At 56.0% G+C, this 22,244-nt stretch carries 19 protein-coding genes; 7 read left to right on the top strand and 12 right to left on the bottom strand.

Going from position 1 to position 22,244, the window contains the following annotated elements; translation table 11 throughout:
* Positions 1–22: 22 nt before the first annotated feature.
* The 10 genes from D1841_RS08095 to zapA form a co-directional block, all read right to left on the bottom strand.
* Positions 23–343 (bottom strand): MazG-like family protein, encoded by a 321-nt coding sequence (locus tag D1841_RS08095; protein WP_201751269.1) that lies wholly within the window; start codon positions 341–343, stop codon positions 23–25.
* A 464-nt stretch (positions 344–807) separates the two neighbouring features.
* A complete protein-coding gene (locus D1841_RS08090; RefSeq protein WP_160642823.1) occupies positions 808–1,206 on the bottom strand; it encodes a methylglyoxal synthase in 399 nt (132 codons plus the stop codon).
* 87 nt (positions 1,207–1,293) lie between these two features.
* A complete protein-coding gene (locus tag D1841_RS08085; protein ID WP_334466078.1) occupies positions 1,294–2,064 on the bottom strand; it encodes an AAA family ATPase in 771 nt (256 codons plus the stop codon).
* Between the two features lie 303 nt (positions 2,065–2,367).
* Positions 2,368–4,779: a penicillin-binding protein 2 gene (locus tag D1841_RS08080; protein ID WP_160642822.1), complete on the bottom strand. Its 2,412-nt coding sequence runs from the start codon at positions 4,777–4,779 to the stop codon at positions 2,368–2,370.
* Between the two features lie 332 nt (positions 4,780–5,111).
* A complete protein-coding gene (locus D1841_RS08075; protein ID WP_160642821.1) occupies positions 5,112–5,621 on the bottom strand; it encodes a rod shape-determining protein MreD in 510 nt (169 codons plus the stop codon).
* On the bottom strand, positions 5,618–6,511 hold the full coding sequence (mreC, locus tag D1841_RS08070) for a rod shape-determining protein MreC (protein ID WP_160642820.1): 894 nt from the start codon (positions 6,509–6,511) through the stop codon (positions 5,618–5,620). The genes D1841_RS08075 and mreC overlap by 4 nt, the downstream gene beginning before the upstream one ends.
* A gap of 496 nt (positions 6,512–7,007) precedes the next feature.
* The gene (locus D1841_RS08065) at positions 7,008–8,024 is read right to left on the bottom strand and encodes a rod shape-determining protein (protein WP_166554245.1); all 1,017 of its coding nucleotides are present in this window, start codon (positions 8,022–8,024) and stop codon (positions 7,008–7,010) included.
* A 559-nt stretch (positions 8,025–8,583) separates the two neighbouring features.
* Entirely contained in the window at positions 8,584–9,027 is a 444-nt protein-coding gene (gene dut / locus D1841_RS08060) for a dUTP diphosphatase (RefSeq protein WP_160642818.1), read from the bottom strand.
* 252 nt (positions 9,028–9,279) lie between these two features.
* Complete coding sequence (locus tag D1841_RS08055) at positions 9,280–11,325, bottom strand: U32 family peptidase (protein WP_160642817.1); 2,046 nt, start codon at positions 11,323–11,325, stop codon at positions 9,280–9,282.
* Between the two features lie 64 nt (positions 11,326–11,389).
* Positions 11,390–12,349 (bottom strand): cell division protein ZapA, encoded by a 960-nt coding sequence (zapA, locus tag D1841_RS08050; protein WP_160642816.1) that lies wholly within the window; start codon positions 12,347–12,349, stop codon positions 11,390–11,392.
* A gap of 338 nt (positions 12,350–12,687) precedes the next feature.
* On the opposite strand from zapA, the gene D1841_RS08045 reads away from it, so the two are divergent.
* From D1841_RS08045 to mobC, 6 genes are all read left to right on the top strand, one after another.
* Positions 12,688–15,129 carry a glycogen/starch/alpha-glucan phosphorylase gene (locus D1841_RS08045; RefSeq protein ID WP_160642815.1) on the top strand — a complete coding sequence of 814 codons (2,442 nt, stop codon included), beginning with the start codon at positions 12,688–12,690 and terminating at the stop codon, positions 15,127–15,129.
* 224 nt (positions 15,130–15,353) lie between these two features.
* Complete coding sequence (locus D1841_RS08040) at positions 15,354–16,316, top strand: uroporphyrinogen decarboxylase family protein (protein ID WP_160642814.1); 963 nt, start codon at positions 15,354–15,356, stop codon at positions 16,314–16,316.
* A gap of 192 nt (positions 16,317–16,508) precedes the next feature.
* Positions 16,509–17,333, top strand: coding sequence for an RNA methyltransferase (locus tag D1841_RS08035; RefSeq protein ID WP_160642813.1), 825 nt, complete (start codon positions 16,509–16,511; stop codon positions 17,331–17,333).
* 105 nt (positions 17,334–17,438) lie between these two features.
* Positions 17,439–17,981, top strand: coding sequence for a GNAT family N-acetyltransferase (locus tag D1841_RS08030; RefSeq protein WP_160642812.1), 543 nt, complete (start codon positions 17,439–17,441; stop codon positions 17,979–17,981).
* Between the two features lie 346 nt (positions 17,982–18,327).
* Entirely contained in the window at positions 18,328–19,005 is a 678-nt protein-coding gene (locus D1841_RS08025; protein ID WP_160642811.1) for a GDSL-type esterase/lipase family protein, read from the top strand.
* A 306-nt stretch (positions 19,006–19,311) separates the two neighbouring features.
* Complete coding sequence (gene mobC / locus D1841_RS08020; RefSeq protein WP_160642810.1) at positions 19,312–19,644, top strand: plasmid mobilization relaxosome protein MobC; 333 nt, start codon at positions 19,312–19,314, stop codon at positions 19,642–19,644.
* 290 nt (positions 19,645–19,934) lie between these two features.
* On the opposite strand, the gene D1841_RS08015 is transcribed toward mobC, so the two are convergent.
* Positions 19,935–20,936, bottom strand: a complete 1,002-nt coding sequence (locus tag D1841_RS08015; RefSeq protein WP_201751268.1) for a tyrosine-type recombinase/integrase — start codon at positions 20,934–20,936, stop codon at positions 19,935–19,937.
* Positions 20,937–21,173: 237 nt separating this feature from the next.
* A complete protein-coding gene (locus D1841_RS08010; RefSeq protein ID WP_160642808.1) occupies positions 21,174–21,716 on the bottom strand; it encodes a helix-turn-helix domain-containing protein in 543 nt (180 codons plus the stop codon).
* Positions 21,717–21,894: 178 nt separating this feature from the next.
* Between D1841_RS08010 and D1841_RS08005 the strand changes: the two genes are divergently transcribed.
* The gene (locus D1841_RS08005; protein WP_166554243.1) at positions 21,895–22,059 is read left to right on the top strand and encodes a hypothetical protein; all 165 of its coding nucleotides are present in this window, start codon (positions 21,895–21,897) and stop codon (positions 22,057–22,059) included.
* The last annotated feature ends 185 nt before the right edge of the window (positions 22,060–22,244 follow it).

Raw genomic sequence — 22,244 nt, 5'->3', positions numbered from 1 at the left:
TCCGGCTGTTTTTCTATTTTCTTTACCGCTTTTTTACCGCCCGCTGCCCACCTGGCCCGTCCGGGCGGCGCGGGAAGCATACTTCTCCAGCGCTGCGGCAAGGGCCTTCTCCGCGTCCAGGCCTGTGGCGCTGCACAGGGCCAGGAGAAAACAGGCAGTCCCCCATTTCCTCCTCCAGACCGGCCCCGGGCAGCAGCGGCGCAGTGCTGTAATCAGAGCCTTTCAGCACCTCTTTTGCCAGTTCGCCCACCTCTGAAACCAAGTCCAGCGTCCGCGCCTCCGGGGAAAAGGACAGGCCCTGCGCCTCCATGAAATCCTTCACCCTTTTCTGTGCCTTCCTCATAGGCCCTCCTTTTCCAAAAACTATGCCTAAGCCTCGCAAACGCGTTGGGAGCCCAGAGGGGATTATCCCCTCTGGCAGGGTGCAGGGGCGGCTTTGCGGCGAAGTGCTTTAAAACAAAAAACCTTCTCCCCCTGCGGCTGAGCCGTGAAGGGACGAAGGTTATGCTCCGTGGTGCCACCCTGCTTCAAGCGCAAAGGCAGACTGCCCCTTGCGCTCCTTGTGGTATTCAGTTGCGGCTGGCAGGCGTCTTTCACCCGTTCCCTCCGAAGGGGGCTTCCAGCGCGGTTTCCGCACCCCCTCTCTCTGCCGGGCTTCCCGGGATACTCATCCTGCGTCATAGCCAGATGCAAGTGTAAATCCAGTTTATTATAACCTGCAGGCCCGGCCTTTGCAAGGTTTTTCCAGAAAATTCCCGGAAAAATTTCCGCGCCGGGCCTTTATCCTCCATAGTGGTGCAGCCAAAGCTATCCCTTCACAATATCGCGCCAGTCCAAATCGCCCCGCTCCAGGCCGTGTACCAGCACCTCTGCCGTAGCGATGTTGGTGGCTACAGGGATGTTGTGCATGTCGCACAGGTGCAAAAGGTTCATATCGTTTGGCTCGTGGGGTTTGGGATTTAAGGGATCCCTGAAAAACAGCAGCAGGTCAATTTCATTGCAGGCAATGCGCGCCGCAATCTGCTGGTCGCCGCCCTGAGGCCCGCTTAAAAACCGCTGCAGCGTCAGGCCCGTAGCATCCGCCACCATTTTCCCGGTGGTGCCGGTTCCGCACAGGCTGTGTCGGCTGAGTATGCCGCAGTAGGCAATGCAGAATTGTACCATCAGTTCTTTCTTAGCGTCGTGGGCAGTAAGTGCGATGTTCATGTGGTTCTCTCCTCCCAACTAGTACAAATATAACTTGTCTTTTCAATACAAATCCAAACGCTGGCCTCCACCCAGCGTGAACCGTCCTCACAATTGGTCGGGAATAGGGATAGACTCCCCTTCCAGCCGCCCCGACATGCGGCACAGGGCTTTCATAGCCCTGGAATCCACAGGGGCCGCCCTGCCCCGCAGAAACGCTGCCGCCAGCATGGCGTCCTCCGGCACAAGGCCGAAAAGCCGCACCCCTGCGGCGTCAATAACTCCATCCAAATCCTTATAAGCCCCGGTGGCGCTGAAAAGGGGGGCGCTAAACCGGTTTATCACCAGCCGCCTGTTTTCAATCCCCAGCTTTTCCAGCAAATCCTTTGCCGCTCCAGCATTGCGCACGCACACCGGATCCGGGCTGCATACAATCAGCGCCTTGTCCGCCGCGCAGGCCGCAGAACGGAACCCGCCCCCCACTCCCGCAGGGGAATCCAGCAGCACATAATCGTAATACCGCTTTAAAAGGGGCACCAGCTTGCGCATCACCGCCGGGCGTATCATATTTTCCCCGGCAGAAGGCGCGGGCAACAAAAACAAGCCTTCCCCCTCTCCGCAGGGATAAATGGCCTCGGCAGGGGCGCACCTGCCAAACACCACGTCTGAAATGTCAAACACCAGGTTCTCTTCGGCCCCGGTCATCCTGTCCAGGCTGCGCAGCCCCGCGTCACAGTCAACCAGCAGCACCCTGCGTCCTTTCTGGGCCAAACTGCGCCCCAGCCCCAGGGCTACGGTGGACTTCCCCACGCCGCCTTTGCCAGAAGTGACTACCACTGAAACTCCCATGAGAATCGCCATGCGATACAGGATCCGCACCAAAAGGGATAACCCCTCAGCCCCTTGCGCCCGGTACCGTTCCTTCCTTTGTATTTTTCATACCAATGCCACCCCGCCTATCATCTTAGCACATAGAAGCCAAATTGTCAAAAAGAAATATTGCTTTGCCGGAAAAATTGTGTCAAATTTATAGGGAAAGGGCTTTTTTCCTTGCCGCGCAGCTTCCCAAAAGGCCCCGGCCCGCAAACGCGGGAACATGCCGCGCATGTCCCCGCGGCTGCTTTGCAGCCAGCCGGTTCAAGGAACCGGCTGTTTGCGGGCCGGGAGCCTTTTCCTGCCAGCTTACCCCTCCGGATCGCTGGAGCTTTCAGGGCTGTTGGAAACATCGCCGCCGTCCTTTTTGGCCCCGCCTTTGTAATAGGGAGCGCCGCTGGGCGCGTTGCTGGGCTTGGGGGAGGGGCTGGGCTCCTCTTCCTGATCCTCCGGCGCGGAAGGAACCTCCCCGCCGGTATAGGGCGCGTCCGGGATGTCGTTGCCCCGGGAGGGGGTGGGGGAGGGGGAAACATCGCCCTCCGGTTCGGAGCTGCTCTCCTCCGGCTGGGAGGAGGGGTTGTCCTCGTCCTCGTCGTCCTCTATTACCTTGCCATCCTCGTCCACCAGCTTGCCTTCGGGATTGCGGCGGTTTCCGTCCTCATCCCAGGTGTAAAAGCCAAAATACTGATCCAGAATGTCTTTTGCCACGTTCTTGGCATAAGGGCCGTCGTTGCCATATTCCAGCATCACTGCCACCGCTATCTGGGGATCGTCCAAAGGCGCGAAGCAAATAAAGCTCAGGTTCGGCTCCGTCCCCCCGGATTCCCGGTCAGAGGTTTCCGCCGTGCCAGTTTTGGCAGCCAGGGCCACCCGATAGTCGCCGAAAACGTCCCGGGCCGTTCCTTGGGTACACACCTGCCGCATAGCTTCCCACACCACGCCCATTACGTCGCTGGATATGCCCGCGTCTGCCACCACCGGGGCCTGGAAGTCCTGGAGCAGCTCCTGCCCGGTGTAGTCGTACACCTTGTCCAGGAAATGGGCCTGCTTACGCACGCCGCCGTTTGCGATGGTAGCGCAGTAGGTGGCAAGCTGGATAGGCGTAAAGTGGTTGTCAAGCTGCCCGATAGCTGTCTGGGCTGTGTTGCCGTCTGTCCAGGGGGTGCCGTAGGTCATCATATATTCCTGGGGGCTGGACATAATCCCCTGGGCCTCATACAGCTCCACCCCGGTATACTGGCCCAAGCCGAAATATTCCGCGTAAGCGTCCAGCTTGGCAATGGTGATGTCCAGGCCCGCCTGGCAGAAATAGGCGTTGCAGGAGTTGGCAAGGGCCTGATATACATTGGCAAAGCCGTGGGCGCCTGTGCAGCCCAGCCTCAAATCATAATACTCAAACATCCTGTTGCAGTTATAAAGCGCCGTTCCCGCGCTGAAGGTTCTTTCCTGCAGCCCCGCAATGGCTACCAGGGGCTTGAATACAGAGCCAGGGACAAAGCTTCCTCCCAAAGCCCGGTTAAAAAGGGGCTTTGCCTCCTCGTCCTTTTGCAGTTCATTATAATATTTGTTGTCGGAAAGGTAGCGGTTCAAATCATAGCTGGGATAGGTGCTGCAGGCCAGCACCCCGAAGTTTTTCACATCCAGCACCACCGCCGCCCCGGCAACGCAGCCCTTTGCCTCGGTGTTCCCTTTAATATTCTTTTCCAGGGAAAGATTTGCCACCCGCTGCAAATCGCTGTCCAGGGTAAGCTGCACCGTATGTCCTTCCTCAGGCTGTACGGTCAGGGCCGTGCTTACCACGTTGCCGTCCTCATCCGTAAAAACCGACTGCTGGCCCCGCTTGCCCCGCAGCTCGCTTTCAAAGGCGGCTTCCGCGCCCCCCTGGCCCATCACGTCCGCCCATTTGTAGCCGGAAATATTGGGGTTGCTGCTTTTGCTGCTGTAGGCAGTGCCATTCTCCACAGCCTTTTCATACTGTTCCCCGGAAAGGGCGCCCACCATCCCCAGCACGTGGGGGGCCAGGGTGCCGTCCTCCCCGTTATACCGGGTAACGCTTACCCGCACCTCAATCCCCGGCCACTGGCTGGAAACCTGGCTGATAATGCCCACCATGTCCGGCGAAATGTCCTTGGCAATGGTATAGGGATTGTGCCGGGAATAGCCGTCCATGGTCATGCCGTAGCGCACAGAGGTGATAGTGCGGATATCCCGCCGGGAAAGTCCCTGGCAGCCGTAAAGCTTTGCAAGCTCGTTCATGCAGTCGTCTGCCGTGGCATAGTCCGCCAGGTTCAGCATGTCCTTGCTTTTCAGCCGGGCAATCTCGCTTTCGCTGTCCTCTTTAAAGACATACTCCCCTTCCTCGGTCAGCTCAATGGGCAGCCTGTCCACCCATTCCTCCCCGTATTCTTCCAGCAGATCCACCACCTCTAAAATGGTGGCGTTGCGCTTTCCCCGGGTATAGTCCATGTAGAGGGCGTTGTATATCACGTCGTAGGAGGTGCGGTTGCCTGCCAGCACGTTCCCGTCACTGTCCCAAATCTCGCCCCTTGCGGCGTCTATCTCAATGGTGTCTGTCAAATCGCTTAAAGCCTGCTGTTCATATTTGTCCCCGTCCACAAGCTGCCACTGCACCAGCCGCAGCTCAAAGCCTGTGAAAACCAGCAGCACGAGCAGGATGCATATAGCAAAGCGTCCCGGCCGTCTCATCTTCGGTTTTTCCATTTGCACACCTCCGCTTCCAAGACCTTGGGACTCCGTCCCAAACCCTGCAAATCCTTTTGAAAAAAGGATTTGATTCTAAAACCAGCCGCCCCACCGCCGCAGCCTTTTCGGCCAAGTACTCTTACGGGGCGCGTCCTGTGTGTTTTTATTTCTCCAGTTTTTATGCTGCTTCCCGAAACGTGTCCGTGGCGCGTGCCTAAGCGTACAAACTGTATCCTGCGTCCGCCGCATTCCAGCCGAGCGTCACGCTTGCGCGATGGCCCACATAAGCCGCATAAACTCTTTATGCGGCGAAAAATTCCATCTCTGTCCCCCGCGTCTTGGATGCAACGTCACGTTGCCGGGCGGAGGGCCTGGTACAGGGCTTTGTTCAGCAGGTAGAGCAGAGGCACAAAGAGCATGGTATAAAAGTATTTAGGCAGGTAGTGATGGGTAAAAGCATACTCCGGCATGGAGTAAGTAAAATAATACAAAAAGAACCATTGGGCACAAACCGTAAGCCCTATAGACCACGCCCCCGTAATCAGGGCTGTGGCAAGGTTCACCTGCATCACGCTCCTGCTCTGCAGGCTGATGAAAAAACACAGCACCGCCAGCGCCGCCCCATGAAAGCCCAAAGCCCCCGCCAGGCCGAAGTCGCAGAAAAGCCCTCCCACAATGCCAAAGGCCATGGCGGGAATCTCCTCCTCGAAAAGGGCTATCGCTATCACCGCAGGCAGCAGCAGCACCGGGCGCACGCCGTAAATAGGGGGCAGCAGTCCCGGGGTTTCCTGCAGCATAAACAGCACCAGAAGCTCCAGGGTGTAGGCAAGGCAGCGTATAACCCGGTTAAAGTCCCTCATTCGCCGTCCTCCTTGGCAGGATCTTCCTCGCCCTCTGGCCGCACAGGGGCCTCCTCCCCCTTGCCGGGGAAGCTGACAATCACCTGCACGTCCTTCACGTGGGCCAAATCCTCATAGGGCTTCACCACCGCGTATTTGGAGATGTCGTTTTCCGACTTCTCCACGCTCTGCACCTCTCCGATGATGATGTTGGCGGGATATGCCCCCCCAGCCCCGGAAGTGGTGATGATGTCGCCTTTCTCCAGCTTTGTCTCGCTGGAAAGATAGTTCAGCCGCAGAAGGCCGGCGCTTGCGGTCATGATGTCGCTGGTGATAACGCCGCTTTCCTCCCGGTCTATGGATACCGCCGCCACCTGCAAGTCCTCTGAAAGCAGGCAGGTCACCATGCTGCTGGTGGCGTACACCTGGCTCACCACCCCCACAAGGCCCTGGCTGGTAATCACCGGATCCCCCTCGCTTACGCCGGAAAGGGAGCCTTTGTCAATGGAAAACCCGGCAAACACCTCGTTGGGATCCCGCCCAATCACCGAGGCCGAGCGCATCTCGTTTTCCGGCTCAAGCTGGGCGATTGCCAGTTGCTGCTTAAGCTGCTCGTTCTCCCGCTTCTTTTCCTCATAGTCCACAAGCTGCTGGGCCAGGGCGCTGCGCTCCTGCTGGAGCTGCTCCACCAAAGCCTGCAGGTCCTCCTTGGAATAGCTTTCCAGGTCTAAAAACTCCGTCATGTTCCCAGTCACGTCTGTGGCAATGCTCTGCATGGGCGCGGAGACAAACCCTAAAAGCCCCGCCACAAAGGCGCCTCCCGCCGTGGCCGTAAAGGCTGCCAGCCCCAGCAGCACCACCACGGCAATCGCCAACACCTTAAAAGAGCTTCCCTTAAAAAAATCCTTCATACGGCCCTCCTATAGGGCTTGTTTGAAAATAGAGAAAGTGCCGAATTTTTGAGACAAAACGGGGTGGTTTCAAGGCGGAAACCGCAAGACAGGCTGTCGCCTGTCGAGGATTTCCAACACAGAAAACGCACGTTTTGGACAAAAAGACGGTGTTTGCGATTTTTCAAACAAGCCCTTAGTCACTTAACTTGAAAAATATATTTTTCAAGTTGCAGGATATCGCACAGCGATATCCTGTCGGTTGGTTTGCCCGCCGGGGGCAAACCAACATGACTCATTTATCCGATTAAGCCCAAAACATAGCCTGGGGCTTAATCGACTATAAAGCGAATACGGACTGCCCGGGGCCATAAAAGCCCCACGGCAGTCCTCCTTTTTCCTCTCCCTGCGCCCGCCCCAAGGGAACTTTTTGAAAAAAGTCCCCTTGGGAATCCCTCAAAAACTTTCAGCCGCCCGGTACCCACCCGGGCAGAGTTGCTATACAGGCGCTTTCCTCTCAGGTTCTTTTCCGCGCCCGGTAATAGGACTTGGGCAGTTCCACCTCCAGGCTCTTGCCTGTGCCTTCCACCACGCAGTCCAGGGGGCGCTCCGCCACATGGACGGGGATGCCTGTCTCCTGGCTCACCAGCCGGTCAAGGCCCCGCAGCAGGGCGCCGCCGCCTGTCAGCATAATGCCCCGGTCAATAATATCCGCCGCCAGCTCCGGCGGGGTCTGCTCCAGGGTATCCTTAATGGCCTCCACCACAATCATCACGCTGTCCGTCAGGGCTTCCCGCACCTCGTCAGCGTGGATGGTCACATTCTTGGGCAGGCCGTCCACCAGGTTGCGGCCCTTTATCTCCACAAAAGAATTGATAGTTTCCTCTGTGGGAAAAGCCGAGCCTATGCGCATCTTGATTTCTTCGGCGGTGCGCTCGCCTATCAGCAGGTTATATTTCTTTTTTACGTAGGTGACAATGGCCTCGTCAAACTTGTCTCCCGCCATGCGGACGGAAACCGCTGTCACAATGTCCCCCAGGGAGATAACAGCCACCTCGCTGGTGCCGCCGCCAATGTCCACCACCATGCTGCCGGTGGCCTCGCTTACAGGCAGGCCCGCGCCGATGGCCGCCGCCATAGGCTCCTCCACCAGATCCACGTTGTTGGAGCCAGCCTGCCTTGCAGCGTCCTCCACAGCCCGGCGCTCCACTTCCGTAACCCCGGAAGGGATGCAGATGACAATGCGGGGGCGGCTTAAAGCCCCGGCCTTCAAGGCCTTTTTGATAAAATATTTCAGCATGGCGGCAGTCACATCGAAGTCCGCGATAACGCCGTCCTTCAAAGGCCGCACCGCCACAATGGAGCCGGGGGTGCGCCCCAGCATTTCCTTGGCCTGCTTGCCCACCGCCAGCACCTCGTCTGTGCGCACGTCCACCGCCACCACAGAAGGCTCCCGCATAACAATGCCCTTGCCCCGCATGAACACCAGGGTGTTGGCTGTGCCCAGGTCAATGCCGATATCCTTGGAAAACATGGAAAACATAGAGAAAAAATTTGATAATCCAGCCATTTATACTTCTGCCTTTCCCGGCGCCCGCCTGCCGCGTTTACTTTATATCGCCTCTTTTGAAAAATCACGCTTCGTTTCTGCCTTCGTTTTATCTGTCCGCCCCTGCCGCACTTCAGCTGCGCGGTGACTCAGCGGAGCCGCGCGAACCCTTCGCGCGGCGAAAATCCTCCGCCCAGCAACGAACGCAGTGAGTGGTGCTGATTGCCAGTGGCAATCAGCACCGGCCGAACCGGCAGGTGGGAACCCGCGTCTTAGGTGCAAAAACGCATTGCTCCGAAAAGCGTTGCGTTACGCTGCCGCTGCTTTCTGCAGCGTGTCCGTGGCGCGTGCCTAAACGTATAAGTCACATCCTGCGCTTCCCGCGTCTTGGATGCAAAAACGCATTGCTTCGCAAAACGTTTCGTCACGTTGCTATTATACCCTATTTTCCGCCAATTCTCAACTGCCCTGCCGGAACAATTCGCAGAAACCCGAAAAATTCCGCATATATGCCCAGCTTTTCCGGTTCTCCTACCAGATATGCCTATTTCCCTGTGCTGCCAAAGCCGCCTTCGCCCCGCTGGGTAGCAGAGAGCGCCTGCGCTTCCTCCACGGGCGGCAGGCACACCGGCAACAGCACCAGTTGGGCAACGCGCTCCCCGGGCTGGATCTCATAGGCTTTCTTTCCCATGTTCCGCAGGGGGACTTTTATCTCCCCCCGGTAGTCGCTGTCAATCACGCCCACGCCCTGGGCCACCACCATACCGCCTTTTGTGCCCAGGCCGCTGCGGGAAAACACCATACCCGCCATCCCCTGGGGGATTTCCGCCCCAAGGCCTGTGGGCACCATGGCCCATTCCCCCGGCTCTACCAGAAGGGGCGCTTCCAGGCAGGCCCGCAGGTCAAAGCCCGCGCTGCCAGCGGTTTCCCGGCAGGGCAGCGCCGCCCCCTCCTTTAAAAGTTTTACTTTCAGCACCTTTTCTTCCATGCCTTCTCCTTTCCCCTTTGGCCCGCACCTAAAAGATGACAAATTGTTTACAAAATGCCAAAAAACAGCCGGTTTTTACCATTATTCACAGCTTATTCACAGAGTTTTTTTCTACTCTTTAAGGAAATTTCCCGGCTTCCCGGTTTTAAACCGGGGAATTTCCAGGTTTTCACATTTTTAACATCGCCAAACCCTATGGGACAAGCCGTTTTCCGGGATAATACTCCACATTTTCCACAGAGTTTTCCACAATCACTCCGCGCCCCGGCGGTAAAGCCCCCGGGTGAAGGGGGCATCCAAGGCCCCATCCCCGCTGAAACATGACAAAACCCGCTCGCATTCGGCAGAATTCTCCAGGGTAAACCGGAAAACGCCAAAATCCAGCCCGGCAAGGGGAAGCCCGCCCAGCCACAGGGGCACGCTGTTGAAAACCTCTACGCCCCAGCAGCCGCCCTTCCGGCACATCACCGGGAAGGATTTTCCCATGCGGTCGGTTAGTGCGCCAGGGGTTTTGCAGTGCAGGCAGCCCTTTGGCCCGTTTGCCAGAGGGCAGTTCCTGGTGAGCATGGCGGCCTGCCGCCCATAAACCATCATCCCCCGGGGCAGGCTGCCCCCCAAGGCCCCTGCCTCCCGGCCTGCCAGCTCGAAGGAAAGCTCCGCGTCCGCAAGGCCCAGCTTCCGGAACGCTTCCAGCGCCCAGGAATTCCAGATGTTCAGGGAAAAGCTGCCGTGGGCCTTTGCCCCCAGTTCCCGGCACAGGGCCAAGGCCCCCAGGTTCCCGCAGGTGAAATCCTGAAAGCCCGCCGCCATTTTTGCCTCCATTTCCCGGCCTACAGCCTTTTCCTCCCCGAACATGGCCCGGGGCAGCTCCAGCAGCACAGGGGGATAACCCTCCTCTCCCAGGCGCTTCAGGTCGTCCAGGCTTGTTTCTAAAGGCAGGAGGAGGGCATCCAGCCCCTTTGCCTCCGGGCACAATTGATCTATCCGGGAGAAAGCCCCCCGCAGGGAAAAGCCTGCCGACTGATGTCGGGCCGGCCTCTCCACAGGTTCCTGGGCAAAGGGGATAGGCGCGGCTTCCCCCCTCATCTGCAAAAGTCCTTCCAGAGCCTGCCTGCGCAGGGCGTTTAGCTGGGCCACCCGCACAGGTGCCTCCTGGGGCGCTTGGAGTTCTTCTGCCAAAAAAGGCGTGCCCCCGGTCTTTTTTAACTGCTGGAGGATGCGCTCCCGGGGCAGGGCGGGGGCTTGTGTATCCATGGCTGCTACGGCGCAGGCATGGCGGCCCTCCCTGTCCCGAACAGTGACAGTGAGGGAATTTTCCGAAAGGGACAGGGAGAGGGAGACAGGAACCCTTTGGTTCTCCCCCCGGTACAGCCCCCGCAAAGAGGAAAGCACCTTTTCCGTAGCCCCTGTCACGTCTTCCTTCCGGCGCACGCCGAACATCTCCCGGCCCCGCTTCCCGGCGGGATACCCCTGGGTGAAGCCGGAGCGGGAGAACACTGCCTCCAGGTTCTGGAGCAGTTCCGGGGGGATTTCTTCCCCGTCCGCGGCCCGGCGGCAGGCAGACACAGCCGCCGCCACATATTCCGGCCGCTTCATGCGCCCCTCAATTTTGGCGGAGTACACGCCGGCCTTTTCCAGCCTGCCCATTCCCGGGATGAAGGACAGATCCTTCAGGGACAAATCGTGGCCTGTGCCGCCGGGAGCGGCAAAGGGCAGGCGGCAGGTTTGGGCGCACATGCCCCGATTTCCGCTGCGGCCCCCCAGAAGGGCGCTGAAATAGCACTGGCCCGATACGGACATGCACAGCGCCCCATGGACAAAGCTTTCCAGCTCCACCGGACAGGCCCGGGCAATTTCCCCGGTTTCCTCCAGGCTCAGCTCCCGGCTGAGCACCACCCGGCTGGCCCCTGCATCATACAAAAGCTTTGCCCCTAAGGGGGTGTGCAGGCTCATCTGGGTGGAGCAGTGGAGGGGCAACCCAGGGGCTTTTTCCCGCAAAAGGAAAAAAAGCCCCATGTCCTGCACCAGCACCGCGTCTACTGGCAGGGAGCACAGGAACGCCACAAATTCCAGGGCCTGTTCCATTTCCCCTTCCCGCAGCAGGGTGTTTACGGTGACATGTACCCGCACGCCCCGCTGGCGGCAAAAGGACACCGCTTCCCGCAGTTCCTCCCGGGAGAAATTCCGGGCGCTGGCCCTGGCCCCAAAGGCCGGGCCGCCTAAATATACCGCGTCCGCCCCTGCGAACACTGCCGCTTGCAGGGCCTCTGGCCCGCCTGCCGGCGCAAGGATTTCCATGTTTTGTCCACCTCGCTTCTAAAACACAAAGAAAAACTTAAAGGTTTTTAGAGGTTCAGGGGGCCTACCCCTTCTTTTCAAAGAAGCTGACAAACCCTTCCTGCTGGAAATCCTCCTCATAGCGCAGGGGGTTTTTCCGCTTTTTCCGGGGCGCGGGCTTTTCCTTAGGCTTCGGCTCCTCTGCCGGGGCAGGAGGCTGGGCTTCCTCTGCCTCCTGAGCTTTTTGGGCCTGCCGCTCTAAGGCGTCCAGGGCGGGGGAGGCGCCCTGCTCCCGCAGGCGCCTGGCCTCTTCCCGGGCCTTCTGGGCTTCCTCCCGCAGCTCGTCCATCATGTCTTTCGCCTCTTCCATGGCCCGCTTGGCCGCAGACACAGCGGCGGCTTTTTCGTCCTCTGCCTTTTGTGCCCGGGCAGACTGCTCCTCCGCCTGGCGCTGCAGCTCCTCAATCTCCCCTTCCAGGCGCAGAAGCTTTTCCCCCTCCCCGTCCTGGGGTGCGTGCTTTGCAAGCTCTTCTTCCAGTGCTTGGCACTTTTCCCGCAGGGCGGAAAGCTCCCGCAGGGCCTGGGCGCCCATGGAAGCGCTTTCCCGCAGGGCGCTGTTCTCATCCTCCAGGGAGGCCGCTTTTTCCTCCAGCTCCCTGGCCTGCCGGGCCGCGTCTGCCAGGGCGGTGTTTTCCGCCTCCAGGCGGGCCACCCGCTCTTGCAGTCTGGCATCCTTCTGGGAATCCACCACAGATTTCAAAAGCTCTTCCTTTTCCTCCTGCCACAGCTCAGACTCCACCTCCAGCTCGTCCACCCGCTCCTGGAGGGCGGCGGCCTTCCTGCCGTTTTTCCGGGCGTCGTCGCAGCAGGAGAGGGCTGCCGTCAAAGCGGCGGCTTCCCGGGTGATGTAAGGGGAGGCTTCCAGCACCCCCCGCATCAGGCTGCCCACCTCGTCTGCCAGGCCCCTCATGTATTCCTCGCTTTCCTGGGTGATAAGCCCGCACACCACCCCGTTTATATCCAGCCGCATCCGCCTTTTTTCCACAGCCCTATCATCCTTTCCTGCGCATCTGTGTACATATATCTTTATTATAGTGCAAAAAAGGCCTTTCGGGAAGCCCTTTCCCCGGGTTTTCGGAAAAAAATTGCCTTTGGCGGCAAAAAATGGATTTAACCCGCAATTTTGGTATTGTCACAGGCCCTGGGTTGTGTTATGATGAAAAAAGAAAGCCATTATTCCCCTGGGGAAAATTATCCCTTTCCTGCCTTATTATGGTTGATTTTTTGCTGGTTTTAGTCTATAATGACTAGTATTACAGGAAAACATCTTGCTTTGGTTGCAAAAAATTGTTATTTTCCTATAGTTTTAGGAGGTTTTTAGTGATGAATTACAATCTGACCGTTTCGCAGATCAAAACAATCATCCGGGACAGGCTGTCCCACACCTTTGGCGTCTCCCTGGAAAACGCCAGCAACGAGGAATATTACAAGGCTGTGGTGCTCACTGTGCGGGAGCTGCTGGCAAAGGGCCGGGCGGAGTTTGTGGCAAACGCTGAAAAGACGGAGACAAAACAGATCTATTACCTGTGTATGGAATTCCTGCTGGGCCGCTCTCTGCGCAACAACCTGTATAACCTGGGGCTGGAGGAGCCGTTCCGCACAGCCCTTTCGGAAATGGGCATCAAGCTGGACGCCCTGTATGAGCAGGAGCCGGACGCGGGCCTGGGCAACGGGGGCCTGGGGCGCTTGGCGGCCTGCTTCCTGGACGGCCTTGCCACCCAGGGGTATCCGGCTATGGGATACTCCCTGCGCTATGAATACGGCCTGTTCCGCCAGAAGCTGGTGGACGGCTGGCAGACCGAGCTGCCCGACTTCTGGATTCCCGGAGGCAGCGTGTGGATGCAGCAGGTGCCGGACAGTTCTGTGGAGGTGCATTTCGACGGGCACATTGAGGAAAAGTGGCATGACCAGTACCATTCCGTCCGCCACAAAGATTACACCACCGTCACCGCTGTGCCCTATGACCTGTATGTAGCGGGCATGGACGGCAGGGGCATAAGCCTTCTGCGGGTGTGGAGAGCGGAGAACAACAAATTTGACATGAGCCTGTTTAACAGCGGCAACTATATGCGGGCCATGGAGCAGCAGGCCATGACAGAGGTTATCACCAAGGTGCTGTATCCGGAGGACAACCACACGGACGGCAAGCTTCTGCGCCTTTCCCAGCAGTATTTCCTGGTGTCCGCCTCCATCCAGGACATTATCCGGCGGCACCTGTATTCCCACAGCAGCCTGGACGATCTGCCGAAGCTGGCGGCTATCCATTTGAATGACACCCATCCTGTGCTGGCTATCCCGGAAATGATGCGGGTGATGCTGGACGAGTGCGGCTATGGCTGGGACGCGGCTTGGGACATTATCAAGCGCACGGTGGCCTACACCAACCACACCGTTATGAGCGAGGCTTTGGAAACCTGGGGCTGCGACCTGTTCCGGATGCGGCTGCCCCGGATTTACCAGATTGTGGAGGAAATCAACCGCCGCTTCTGGGAGGACATGAAGGCAAAGGGCATGGATCACAACCGCATTGCCCGCATGGCCCCCATTTCCAATGGCTATGTGAAGATGGCAAACCTGGCGGTGATTGGCTCCCACAGCGTAAACGGCGTATCTGCCCTGCACAGCGAGATTTTAAAGGACGACTTGTTCCATTCCTTCTATATGGACGAGCCGTATAAGTTTACAAACGTGACAAACGGCATTGCCCACCGGAGATGGCTGAACCAGTCGAACCCCCAGCTTGCCTCCCTTGTGACAGAGCTTATCGGCAGGGACTATATCTATGACGCGGACAAGCTTTCCGGGCTTTTGCAGTATAAAGACGATCCGGCTGTGCTGGACAAGCTGGAAAAAATCAAACGGGCAAATAAAGAGCGGCTGGCAGCCTATTTGAAGCGCTCCCAGAACGACACAGTGGATCCCGATTCTATTTTCGACGTGCAGGTGAAGCGCCTTCATGAGTACAAGCGCCAGCACATGAACGCCTTGAATATCCTGGCAACCTACCAGTGGCTGCTGGAAAACCCCAACGCGGACTTTACCCCCCACACCTATTTCTTCGGCGCAAAGGCCGCCCCGGGATATTATTTTGCCAAGCAGATTATCCAGTTTATCGCGGCCCTGGCTAAAGTGATCAACAATGACCAGCGGGTGAACAAGAAGCTGAAGGTGGTGTTTGTGGAGAACTACTGCGTCACCTGGGCAGAGCTTCTGACCCCTGCCGCTGAAATCAGCGAACAGATTTCCCTGGCCGGCACAGAGGCCAGCGGCACCAGCAACATGAAGTTTATGATAAACGGCGCTGTCACCCTGGGCACCCTGGACGGGGCCAATGTGGAGATTCACGAGGCTGTGGGGGATGAAAACATCATCCTGTTCGGCATGACCGCCTCCCAGGTGGAGGAGCTGAAGCGCTCGGGCTACAATCCCACCCTCCAGTATCAGCATGACGCCCTGCTGCGCCGGGCCATGGATTCTTTGAACCATGGCATTGGCGGGCAGCATTTCCAGGACATCTTCCATGCCCTTATCAGCGAGGACAGGTACATGGCGCTGGCGGATTTCAAATCCTACCGGGAGGCCCAGTTCAGGGCGGAACGGCTGTATCAGAACCAGCGGGTATGGAACAGGATGGGCCTGGTGAATATTGCCAACGCAGGCCGCTTTGCCGCAGACCGGGCCATCCGGGACTATGCGGGCAGCATCTGGCACGCTTCTCCTGTGCCCCCGGAGAAAAACCTGATGGCAAAAGTGGAGACAAAGTAATGACGCCCTGCGGGGGAGGCCTTTCGGGCGCTCCCCCGTTTTTGTCTTTTTGTGGGGCCGGTATATTTATAAAAGGATTTCAACGTGTATAGTGAACGCGGTTCAAAAGAGGCGGCAGCGTTTTTTGAACCAGCGGCAACGCCGCCTGCTTGAAAACCGGGCTGTACCGGTTTTCAAGCGCGTTTACTATAGTATATAAATCTATATAAGGAGTTGTCAAAGCTATGAACAAAAAAGAACGCGTGTATGCAGCCATTGCCGGGAAGCCTGTGGACTTTGTCCCCTGCGGCTTCTCCCTCCATTTCCCGCCGGAGAAAAACAGCGGGGAAGCCGGGGTGCAGGCCCATCTGGACTTCTTTCAGGAGACGGACACAGACATCCTGAAGGTTATGAACGAGAACCTGGTGCCCAACTATGGGACTATCAAGGCTCCGGCAGACTGGGCATGCATTGGCAAAATGGATGAGAACACCCCCTTCATCCACACCCAACTGGAATTTACCAAGGAGATTTTAAGCCGCTGCCAGCCAGAGGGCTTCACCATGGGCACCCTCCATGGCATTACCGCCTCCTCCATCCATCCCATTGAGGCAGTGTATGGCTATGATCCGGTGCGCACCCTGCTGACAGAGCACCTGCGGGAGGACAGCCAGCCTGTCCTGGACGCTATGGCCCGTATTGCCGAAGGCATGTGCAGCCTGGCCCATGGCTATGGGAAAGCCGGGGTGGACGCTGTCTATTACGCTTCCCTGGGGGCGGAGCACCGGTGGTTTACCGCGGAAGAGTTTGAAAAGTGGATTGCGCCCTTTGACAAGCTGATCCTTTCGGAAATCCAGAAGGCCGGGTGCAAGGCTTTCCTGCACATCTGCAAGGATGGGCTGGAAATGGAGCGCTATAAGGGCTATAATGACGTGTGCGACGTGGTGAACTGGGGCATTTACGAGGCGCCCTATTCTGTGGAGGATGCCCGGAAGCTGTTCCCCGGCAAGACCATTATGGGCGGCCTTGCAAACCGCAGCGGCGTGATGGTAGAGGGCACAGTGGAGGAACTGGCCCAGGCCGCCAGGGACGCGGTTGCCCGCTATGGACAAACCGGGTTCATTTTAGGGGCCGACTGCACCCTGCCCACAGAGATCGACACAGGGCGCATCCGGGCCATTGCAGAGGCCCTGCGGGAGAGCCGCTGAAGCTGGCTTAGGATTACAACAGGGCTGTCCGACCCTGGATAGGAGAAACAGCGCTGGCCGCCCGGCCCGCCGGGCCTGCGGCCCCGGCGCGGAGGGGCGAAGCCCCCAGGGGTGGTTTTCGGAGAAAACCACCCGGCCGGGCGGGCAGGCAGCGGAGGAAACCAATAAACCGCAAAAAAGGGGGCACAGAGTATGGAAACCCGCCGGATAGCCAGCCGGAACGCGGCGTATCAGAAGTTCCAGGTGCTGAAAACCAACCGCCAGAAGCGCCGCCGCTACGGGGAATTTTTTGTGGAGGGTGTGCGCAACCTGAACGAAGCCGTAAAAAACGGCTGGGAAATCTCCTCTTTCCTATACGGGCAGGGGATACCCTTGTCCGGCTGGGCCAAGGACATGCTGGCGGATATCCCCACAGCGTGCAACTATCAGCTTGCCCCAGGCTTGATGGCAGAGCTGAGCGGCAAGGAGGACACCTCGGAGCTGCTGGCTGTGGTGAAAATGCGCCTGGACGATTTCTCCCAGCTAAACACCCCGGCAAACCCCTTATGGGTGCTTTTCGACCGCCCCTCCAACCGGGGCAACCTGGGGACTATCCTGCGCTCCTGTGATGCGCTGGGGGCCAGCGGGCTAGTCCTCACAGGCCATGGGGTGGATTTATACGATCCGGAGGTGGCGGGGGCTTCTATGGGATCCTTCTTTCGGGTGCCCGCCATTCACGCCGGGGACAACCGCTCTGTCCTGGATTTTATAGAAGGGATGCGGGCGCGTTACCCCGGTTTGCGGATGCTGGGCACCACCGCCCACAAACAGATGCCCCTTTACAGGGAAAACCTGGCAGGCCCCCTGTTGTTCATGGTAGGCAATGAAACCGACGGCCTGTGCTATGCCTTTAAAAACGCCTGTGATGCTCTGTGCACCATTCCCATGGCAGAGGGCTGCGCCGCGTCCTCCTTTAATGTAGCCTGTGCCTGTACGGTGCTGCTGTATGAGGCGGCCAGGCAGCGGGCGCAGCCATAAGCCATAAGGAAAAGCGCCCTGCGGTGTGGTGGATATACGCCTTCCGTGAGGAACGGAAGTGATATAATTAAATGAAAAAATCGGAATTTACGGAGAGATATTAGAATGGATCAAATTTTATTAATAGAGTCTCAGCAGATGTATGCAGATGAAATATGGAAATTTCGTCAAGAAATTTTGGAATGCGACGCAGAAAATGAAGATCAATTTGCAGGTTGTATGTCGCTTGATGTAAGTAAGTCTTCTGAAGAGTGGATAAAAATATGTGAACTTAGAAAAAGTGAAGAAACATGTGGTGATACGGGAGCGACTGTTCCTTCTCATACATACTTAGCTGTACGCAAGAGAGATGACAAGGTTGTAGGCGTGATAGATTTGCGTCATCACATAAATCATCCTATTCTTGGAACGTGGGGAGGGCATTGTGGGTATTCAGTGCGTCCTTCTGAACGCGGCAAAGGTTATGCAAAGGAAATGCTTCGGTTGAATATACAAAATGCAAAATCAATGGGAATAGAAAAACTTCTTGTCACTTGTAATAGTGAGAATGCAGCAAGTGAAAAAGTAATAATTGCGAATGGTGGAGTTTTTGAGAAAATCATAGACGTTGATGGATGCAAAATGAAAAGATATTGGATTACAGTATAAGAAGTAAATAATTTCTGGTTTGTTGATTAGAGTGGTGGAGGACAACGAATTGATATTTTCCTTGTTAATGTTATTTATACATGGTGCTAGCACCATGTAATAAGGGTGGATAAGGAGAAAATCATTTTGGTGCCAAAACGGCGCCAAGAAATCATACAAATAAAAATACGCCACACAAAAATAACGATTTTACGCTGTTTTTCGCAATAAGAGACATAGAAAACACCACAAAAACGCTATTCAAATACCGTGAGGGAGGACGTACAGCCAGGGGTTTTCCATCGGGCGGCAGGCGTAAAAAAAGGAGTGGTGCGGGAAAAGCACCATATGGAATGGAGGCTTCCTTATGCAGGAAAATGCTGTACAGGCTTTTATGGAGGACTTTAACCGCCGCCAGACAGAGCAGAAGATTGAAAACTACCGCCGTTTAAACCGCTTTGCAAAGCCGGGGCAGATCGTGTTCACCGGTTCCAGTCTCATGGAGCAGTTTCCTCTTTACGAGCTTATCCAGGGGGAGGGCCTGCCCTGGCAGGTGTATAACCGGGGCATTGGCGGGTTTGTGACCACCCAGCTTTTAGAGGTGCTGGACGTGTGCGTGCTGCAGCTTAGGCCAGCCCATGTGTTCATCAACATCGGCACCAACGACATGAACGGCCCGGACTATTCCCTTGCAGGGATGCTAGAGCGGTATGGAGAGATTGTGGGGAAAATCAAAGAGGCCCTGCCCCAGGCAGGCCTGCACCTGCTGGCCTATTATCCAGTGAACCGGGAGGCCGCCGCAGATCCCTTTATGGCGGAGGTTTTAAGCTTCCGCACCAACGCTGTGCTGGAGGAGGCAAACCGCGCTGTAAAGGCCCTGGCAGAACGCGCGGGCGCTTCCTTTCACGATGTGGGCGGCGGCCTGAAGGATGAAAAGGGCCGCTTAAAGGCCGGGTATACGGTGGAGGGCATGCACCTGTATGCCGACGGCTATAAGGCTGTGCTGGACGCGCTGCTGCCTGTTTTGAACGATTTGCAAAAGTAAGAAGTCCCACAACAGAACGGGGCACAAAGCTTTCCGGCGAATTTTGGCACGATCCCTTATTGAGAGTTAATATGTAGAGGGTGGTTTCTGCCACCAAATACATATGACTGCGGCTCATTTGTGGTGAATAGGACTTGCGGTCGTAGGAAAGGAGATAGACTCGCATCGTATTATCGGTAGCCGCTACCGAAACCATCTGAAATGACGGAGGAACGCTATGAACGAATTAAAGACGAACATTTGTGGCACGATGTCGGAAATCAAAAACGGCTTGATTTTATTTGCGAGGGGAGGAGCCAAAAAGCAATGAGCAACCGAACCGAAGAACTGAAAATCCGCATCTCGCCGGAGGACAAGGAGCGGATAAAACTCAAAATGGAGGACGCCGGAATTCTGACTATGAGCGCCTATGTCCGCAAGATGGCGCTGGACGGAATTTGTATCCGGCTGGACTTGAAGGATGTGCGCCAGCTTACTGTCATGCTCCAACGGTGTACGAATAATCTGAACCAGTACGCTAAGCGGGCGAACGAAACCGGGAGTATTTATGAGGCGGACATTGAGGATTTGCAGAACCGCCTGGACGAGATTTGGGAATTGTTCAGGCAAACTCTTGTCAGTCTTGCCGCCATTCGATGACGGCGGCAAGAGGTAGGACTGCCGTTTTGCGTTTTGCAAGGGGCGCAGGCTCCGTCTGTTTCTGCGGAGCAGAAACAATAGCGTTCGGGAACCGAACGCGCAGCCAGCCCCGTCCACGGGGCTGAAAAAGGGGTTTGGGGTGCTACCCCAACAAGCAGAAACTGCGGTTTCCGGCAACGCCGGGAACCGCAGTTTCGAGTCTTTGTGGGAACAAAGAAACACATACCCGGAAGCCCTGAAATATCAAGGTTTTTCCGGGTATGTGTTGCAAACGTGTTACAGTTCAACCCTTAAATCGTTAAAAGTTCAATGGCAGTTTTCAGTTCTTCCAGCGTCTTGTGATTGTAAACCCTGTTGCCAACATCTTTGGAAACGTGGCCCATCATAAGATCAATACATTTCCGATTGGCCCCGGCACTATCAAGGCGGGTTTCAAAAGTGTGTCGGCACTCATGCGGGGTGTGCTTCATGTGTAGGGTGTCCATGAGTGCCGCCCAAAATCGCCGGTATTGCTGATCTGATATGGGCTTGCCCTTGGAGCAGATCAGCCGGGGGCCACCTTCAGCCATGCGCCGTTCCACCATGGGGCGGATTCTGCTATGTATGGGAACAATGCGATTTTTCCCGGCCTTGGTTTTGGTTCCGCCTTTCATTGTCCCGGCCTGAAGATCAACATCTGCGGGAGTGAGTGCCAGCAGTTCAGAGATACGCCACCCGGAATAGATGAAGATTAAGACAGTATCCACCCACGGTTCCGACAGATGCGCCCACAAGGTTTTAATTTCTTCCGTGGTGAAGGGTGTCCGACCTGTTTCCTGACGGGGGGCCGATGTAAGGAGATCGGAATATTGGCGGGTGATTATATCCAGTTCCAGGGCAAACCGGTCAAGATGCCCCCATAAGCATTTAATGCCCGCTTCTGTACCGGGGCCTTTGCCGCAAGTGTCAATACACTCTTGCATTTCATAGGCCCGAATTTGGGCATAGGGCTTATCTGCCAGCGGGACGCAATACCGATAGGCCGCAAAGAGTGTATAGCGGTTTGAGGTTCCCAGCTTCCCGGATTTCTTTTCTTTCCAGAGGTCAAACAAGCCGCCCAGCGTGAGTTTTGCCCGGTCAATGTCCCACGGATTGGCGTTGTATTGGGCCAGCAGTTCCAAGCCTTCTTCCCTGGAAGCTGTGTATCCAAGGATAGTGAAGCCCCCGCCCTCTTTGGACTTTCGCACGACATACGGACGGCGGCGGTTGCCTGACAACTTCGATATGGAGCCGTAGCCTGAAGGTAATTTCATTGTACATTCCTTTCTTGACATAGCGAACCAAGGAATGGTACAATAACAGTGCCATTCCACGATTCTTTGACGAGTTTCTGTTGGTGTGGTGCTTTCGGAATCCCTACGGTTGCCGCCGTGGGGATTCTTCTTTTTGCCTGTAATGCCCTTGTAAGGCGTTTTGACCCGTAAAAAGTATTGGGATATTACCTCCTATCTAAAACCCCGTTATAGGCCCTCTGTGGGCTTGCAATGAGGTTATTTGTTTTGTTGTGAAGCCTGTTCCTCAATTTCCTTTTGATATTCTCTGATTACTTCATCCTCTGGTCGACTATCTTTCATCCGTTCCACCAAAGCAGGAATTGAAGCCTTTGTAGCCTGCTCCAATGCGTTAATATCACCATCATATAAAATAAAAGTATTGGGAGCCTTACCAACAAGATAATAATGTCCTTCTCCACCACAATGTTCGGAAAAAACCTCTTTACTTTCAACAGTCCCGTAGATTTCTTCAAGCATGGCAATAATTCCACGCTCCATGGCAACGGCCCTATGAAGTTTTTCCGCTTTTCCCTGCCCCATTTCTATATCCCACCATTCAGGGCCAATCAAACTAAATGGGGTGATTTTCAAAGCTGTTGCTATGGCTTGCAGGGTTTCTTTTGGCGCTATACGATCACCATTTTCATATCGCCTAATACTCATGGTAGACAATCCTGCTTTTTTCCCTAATTCCTCTTGGGTAAGACCTTCCATTTTTCGGTGTTGCTTTATTTTCTCCCCGATTGCTTTAATATCCATGAAATCACCTCTCTCTTTGGTAGTATAGCACGTTTGGAACGAAAATGGAACACTTTTTTCTAAAAATTTTTGATTCCCTATTGACACGGAACAAAAACGGTGCTATTATAGTCTTACCGGAACGATATCGGAACTAAAAACAAACCAAGCCCAGCAGGGTAGAAAGGGCGGAAACGATATGAGAACCAGGAGAAAGAAAACCACTGTGTGGGCCTACCTGGACGGGAAGAAGCTGGTGGACGTGGTGCAAGCGGCCCTTGATAACAACATGATGGTGGACGATCTGAAAGCCCAGCTTGTCAAAGAGAATCCCGGCCACAAAGTTACCTTCAAATGTGAATAACCCACCCGATGATGGCAAGCCGGTTACTTGCCGAAACAAGGCCAAACGGCCTTGTCGTGGGAAACCACAATGTACCTTGAAAATTAACATACTAACAAGAAAGGAAGGTAAACCATGCGTATTGACCCTAAAAAGGTAGAACTACACCTTGCCCGGAAGTGTATGTCTGAAGCGGATTTACGAGA

Source organism: Neglectibacter sp. X4 (assembly GCF_009917365.1).
Classification (GTDB): domain Bacteria; phylum Bacillota; class Clostridia; order Oscillospirales; family Acutalibacteraceae; genus Acutalibacter.
Note: the sequence above shows the minus strand (reverse complement) of the source record. Positions and strands in the feature narration are given on the sequence as shown.